This window comes from Corallococcus sp. AS-1-12 (genome assembly GCF_020036995.1).
Taxonomy (GTDB): Bacteria; Myxococcota; Myxococcia; order Myxococcales; family Myxococcaceae; genus Corallococcus.
Map to the genome: position 1 here is coordinate 1 of NZ_JAIQDD010000073.1, position 5,180 is coordinate 5,180.

Below are 5,180 nucleotides of genomic sequence, written 5' to 3' on the forward strand. Positions count from 1 at the left end.
CGCCAGACGGCGGCGAGCCGCTGCGCGTCCGTGCTGCCCCTTGGCTCCGAGTGGAAGAGGCCGCGCACGGGCTCCAGTTGGCTGCCGCTCACGAGGCCCGGCCACTGGCAGTGCGGCGCATCCCCGAAGGAGCCGCCCCAGGCGAGGCCCGCGCGGCGCGTCTCCTCGCCGAGAATGGCGTAGGCCGGACCGTCCCAGCGCGGCTGAAGTCCGGGGCGGTTCACGTCCGCGTCGCGGCAGAAGTCGCTCGCCAGGCCGTAGTTGTGCGCGGAGAGGCCCTCCGGCGCAGCGCGTCCGCCCTCCCCCTTCAGGTAGCGCAGGTGCAGCACGCGCTGCTCCGCGAAGGTGGCGTAGCCGCGCGTGGCGACGTAGTCCGCGCCGCGCGCACGGCAGCGGGCGATGACTTCCCCCATCACCGCCTGGAAGGGCGGGTAGAGGGACTTCAAGTCGAGACGGGAGAAGAGTTCAGGATTGGGAATCATCCCCCACTGAATGGGGGCGGGTTTCGACGTGTGGCGTGCGCTACACCTCCGCGCGGAAGCGCACCGTGTCGAAGCCCACCCAGCCGGTGCCCGAGGGCACGCTGTAAACCTGGAGGGCGCCATCCGGCAGCAGCTGTGCCAGCCCCAGGCCATGGCTCGTCGGCACCGTGAAAATGCGGGCGCTACTCGGACGAAGACCGCTCGGGAAGCGGTATGCCGTCACGTAGCCCACCGCACCGGGCCGGACGAGGCCCCGCATGGCCACCTCGTTGTCGCTGTTGCGGTAGTAGCCCAGGGGCCAGTTGGTGGCATCCCACGCCACCCAACCATTCTCCAGGTCGCTAATCTGCCCGGTGCGGATGGCCGTCCACGGCTCGACGAGGCCGCCGATTCGCTCCAGGCGCACCGAATCGACGTACACCCACGGCAAGCCTTGCGTCGCCAGGGCCAGCAGGCGCACCTGGACGTAGCGCGTGCCGGAGGGCGCATTGTGGAAGCCCGTCATCCGCTCCCAGCCACTCGTCGGCAGCGTTTTCGTCGTGCTCACCGTACCCAGCACGTTGAAGGCGCCGCCGTACCAGACGAGTTGGACGGAGAAGGCCGCCCCTACCTGTGACGCCCTCGCGAGGGCATCCACGCAGTACCTGTCCCCTGGCCGCGCAATCATCGCCTGCGAGTCCAGCCGCGTGCCGCTCGCCGTGAGGCGGACAGCACGCGCGCCCGTGTACGCGTCCGCCGTCACCTGCGCATGTGCGCCCCAGAGGCCGACTCCCATCGTCCAGGCGTCCGGGGGCAACTCCTCGAAGGAGTGCGCCTCGAAGTCGGGGTTGGGAGGCGACTCGCCGAAGGCCACGGCGGGCTGCAACGTGGCGGGCGTCACGTAGGCCGTGGTGACGGACACCTCGGCGGATGGCGCGCCCAAGTTGCCCGAGACGTCGCGGCCCACCACCCGGCAGTAGTACGTGGCACCGGGGCGCAGCGCGGACAGCGGGAAGCGCGTGGCGGAGGCCCGGCCCTGGAAGGTGGCCTCCGAGGGCTGGAAGCCCGGCGTGCGAGAGGCGTGCACCTCATACTCGTCCCAGGCCGGGCCGCTGGTGGCGGGGGTCCACGTCACCACGCACCCGTTGACGGTCGGCGTCGCCCTCACCTCCTGCGGTGCGGCCGGGCCCGTGAAGGTGGCGCTGGGGGCAATGCCCGGCCGGCTATCGCGCTCCAGCCACTCACGCAGCGACGTAGAGGGCTGGCCGCGCAGCACCAGCCTCATGCGCGCCGTGCCGTCCGTGGCGCACTGGTGCTCCAGCTCCTGCACCGCGAGCCGCTGCGCCGTGTCCAAGCGCACGCCGTCCGGCAGCACGAGCACCAGGTCCGCAAGCTCCAGGCCGGGGTGAGGGTCTACCGTCATGGTGACGGTCAGGGGCGAGACGGCGAGGTCCGCGATGGCCGCGTCCGCGAGCCGCTGGGCTTCGGGCTCCGTGTCGATGTTGCTGGCGGCCTCCTCCGCCACTTGCATCCAGCGGCGGCCCACCTGCGCACGCGCCGTGGGGTTGCTGGCCGTCACCGTCTTGCGCTTCGGCGTGCCCGAGGCGTCCAAGTCAAACCTGTCGCTGTAGACGACCTCCACGTCCGTGCGGATGTCCGCCAGCTGCCGCGTCACCCCATCGAGGTTGCCGTACTCGTCCGGCCCATAGGCCCAGTCCTCCTCCGTCTGGAGGCGGTTGGGCGCGGCGAGCGTCAGCGCGTAGGCGTTCGCGGCGGGCTGCCAGCGCATGCGGCAGTCCCAACCAATCCGCTGCGCCAGGGTGCGCGCCGCGTCCAGCACCGGCTCCACCTTCTGCACGTACCGGCCGCGCTGGGACATGGGGTCCACGGGCGTGAAGAGGGCGAAGGCTGCGAGGCCGTTGTCGTCCAACAGCGACTGGATGATGGTCTGCACGGCCACGCCCACCGTGTCGTTGCCGTATTCGCGCTCCACCTCGATGAAGGTGTCCTGCAGCAGCCCACCCAAGTCGCGGCCCACGACGCGCAGCTCGTCGGGCCCGGCGTCCACCTCATCGATGCGGCCCCGGAAGACCTCGAAGTAGTCCGCCTCTTTCGGCGCGGTGGCGAGCGGCGCGAGGCCCAGCTCCACGCGGAAATAGGCGCCCTCCACCAGCAGCGGCGCGAAGGTGCCCGCGCCGGAGGTGTTGGCGAGGGACTGCACCACCAGGGGCGAGAGGGAGAGGCGTGCTCCAGCGGCGCCGCTGCGCACCAGGGACACCTCCGCTTCGGCCACGGGCGCGTCCAGCTTGTCGTTGATTCGGACACCCAGCACCCAGTCGAAGCCCAGGAGGGTATGCAGACCACGCCACTCCCCTGCCGCGTCGCGCACCCAGACGCGCGGGTGGGTGGAGTAGCCGGAAGGGCTGCCCAGGAGGGCCGCCTGGAAGGAAGAGAGGGGCCGCATGCGTCAGCGCTCCTGCAACTCGAAGTCGAACTCCTGCCCGAGGACGAGGCTGCCGCCCTCCCACCACTGCACGGCGCGTCCCGTTCCCACTCGGCCCAGCACGGGCAGCGGCTCGTAGAGCGCGGCGCCCGAGGCCCGGTGGTACGGGTACGGCGCGCCGAAGGACTCGCCAGCAGCGAACCAGGGAGCCACCCACGACGCGGGTGCCACCCACGGCAGCACCACGAGCTCATCCACCAGCAGCTCGCCCCCGCCTACCGCATTGCTGAGCGTCACCGCGCCCTGAGGCAGTTGGCCTGCGTCGTCCACGACGAGGAAGCCGCCCGCGTGGGGGTCTGGGACTGCGGCGCCGTTGACGTGGAGGCCCGCCCCCGCGCGGTGGACGTGGTGGCGCCATTTGTCCTTCGTCCCCTGGCGCTTCCACCAGTAGGCCACCGTCCACCGTGCCCCAAGGCCCGTGGGGAAGGTGACGCTCGCGCCCGCCTCCATGCGCATGCACCCGCCGAATCGGCCCATGGCCTCCACCGCCCACACGTTGCCCACCATGGCGCTCGGCGAGAGGAAGGCGTGGCTGCGCAGCCCGTCCTCGAAGCTCCACACCTGGCCCTCGCCCTTGAGGAGCCCCCGGTACGCGCGAGCCTCCTCCTGCGTCAGGGGGCCGGTGTTGCCCGCCAGGGTGAAGACTTCGCGCCGCTCGCTGCTGCGCAACCACCCGGAGAAGGTGCGGCGGTGCTCTCCCAGCAGCGTCGGCGTGTACGTGAGGCCCCGCTCCGCAGAAACGGGCAAGGGGATTCCAGAAAGGGCCAGGGCGGGCGGCATGGGGCTCCTCAGAAGGCGGAGAGGCGCACGCGGCTGCCAGCCACGCGGATGCTCGCGCGCTGCTGGCGCAGCGACTCGTCCCGCCGCGTCGCTTCCATGGCGGCGTCGATGTCGTAGCCGGTGATGTTGTAGGTGACGGGCGCGGCCATGGCGGAGACGTTGCCCACCTCGGGCGCGCGCACCTGCCCTCCGCCAGTGAAGCCAGGCGGCAGGTAGCTGCCAAGCCACCCCGGCACCGCTGGCGTCGCGGACGCCTGTCCCAAGAGGAGCTGCTGAATGGCGGGAGGGAACATGCCGAGGAGCCATGCCGGCACCGGTCCGCTGGGCGAGGTGGGGCCGTCAGGCGCCTTCACCTCGTCGTTGTCGTCGGCCCCGGGCGTGGGCTTCGGCTTGGGCGGCACCGTGGGGCCGTCCTGCGTGTCCTCGGACTCGAAGCGGCGCAGCGCCACCTTCCACGCGGCCGGCACGTTGCTGAGGGCCGCCGTGGCGCGGGCCACGGCCTCCGTGTGCTCCTCCACCTGGGCGGTTTCCTCTGCACGCGCCTTCGCCGAGTCCCACGTCGTGTCCTCCAGCACGCGCAGGGAGTCGTCCATGCTGTCGGTGTCCACCTTCAGCTTGTTGAGCGAGCGCGCGAACTTCTTCAGCCCGTCAAAGCCCGTCCAGTCGATGAGGCTGGAGATGGCGCGAATGACGGCCTGCACCGCGCCGATGACGGCATTCCAGACTTCGCTGATGGCCTTCGCGATGGTGAGGACGACGCTGCCGACGAACTTCAGCGCCGTGAAAAGGGCCTTCATGACGGGTCCGCCCAGGATGCTGAGCGGCTGCTGAATCAGCAGGAAGGTGCGGCCCAGCACCTCGAAGAGGGGCGCCAGGCCCTTCAGGATGTCGCCCACCACCACCAGCGGCGGCACCAGCGGCTCGATGGCCTCGCCCAGCATCTCGAAAACCGGCGTGAGGGCAGAGAGGAAGCCATCCACCACCATCGTCACCGCGTTGAGCAGGGGCTGGAGCGGCTCCAGCAACGTGCCCAGCGAGTCGGCCACCTTCTGGATGAGCGTGTTGACGGACTCGATGACGCCCTTGAAGCCCTCAGACTGCATGAGCAGCTCGCCCACAACGGCGATGATGGCGCCGTAGACACCGCCCGCCTCCATGCCCTGGACGCCTGCGTTGATGAGGTCGCCCAGCTGGCCCAGGCCGCCGATGAAGCGGTCCACCAGCGACTGCCTCGCGGCTTCCATGGCCGCTTCCGCTTCAGCGGCGAGGCTCTCCGCCTCCAGGCGCATCTCGTGGAATGCGGCGGCGCCGGCGGCCTCCTCCGCGCGGATGCTGGCCAGGTACTCCTTGCGCGACTCCTCGTTGGCCTGGGCCTGGAGCTTCGCCATGGCGGCCTGCTCCGCCGCCTCCTGCTTCTGGGCGGCCTCCAGGGCGGC

The 5,180-nt window shown here is 71.0% G+C and carries 3 protein-coding genes and 1 pseudogene; all 4 read right to left on the reverse strand.

The window, feature by feature from the left end; translation table 11 throughout:
- Positions 1 to 482: M15 family metallopeptidase (locus K8556_RS38595; RefSeq protein ID WP_223745137.1), on the reverse strand; the 482-nt coding region annotated here is incomplete at its 3' end.
- A gap of 40 nt (positions 483 to 522) precedes the next feature.
- Positions 523 to 2,925, reverse strand: coding sequence for a fibronectin type III domain-containing protein (locus tag K8556_RS38600; protein ID WP_223745138.1), 2,403 nt, complete (start codon positions 2,923 to 2,925; stop codon positions 523 to 525).
- A gap of 3 nt (positions 2,926 to 2,928) precedes the next feature.
- Positions 2,929 to 3,711, reverse strand: coding sequence for a hypothetical protein (locus K8556_RS38605; RefSeq protein ID WP_223745139.1), 783 nt, complete (start codon positions 3,709 to 3,711; stop codon positions 2,929 to 2,931).
- A gap of 41 nt (positions 3,712 to 3,752) precedes the next feature.
- Positions 3,753 to 5,180: pseudogene (locus K8556_RS38610) on the reverse strand (hypothetical protein); the annotation flags it as partial.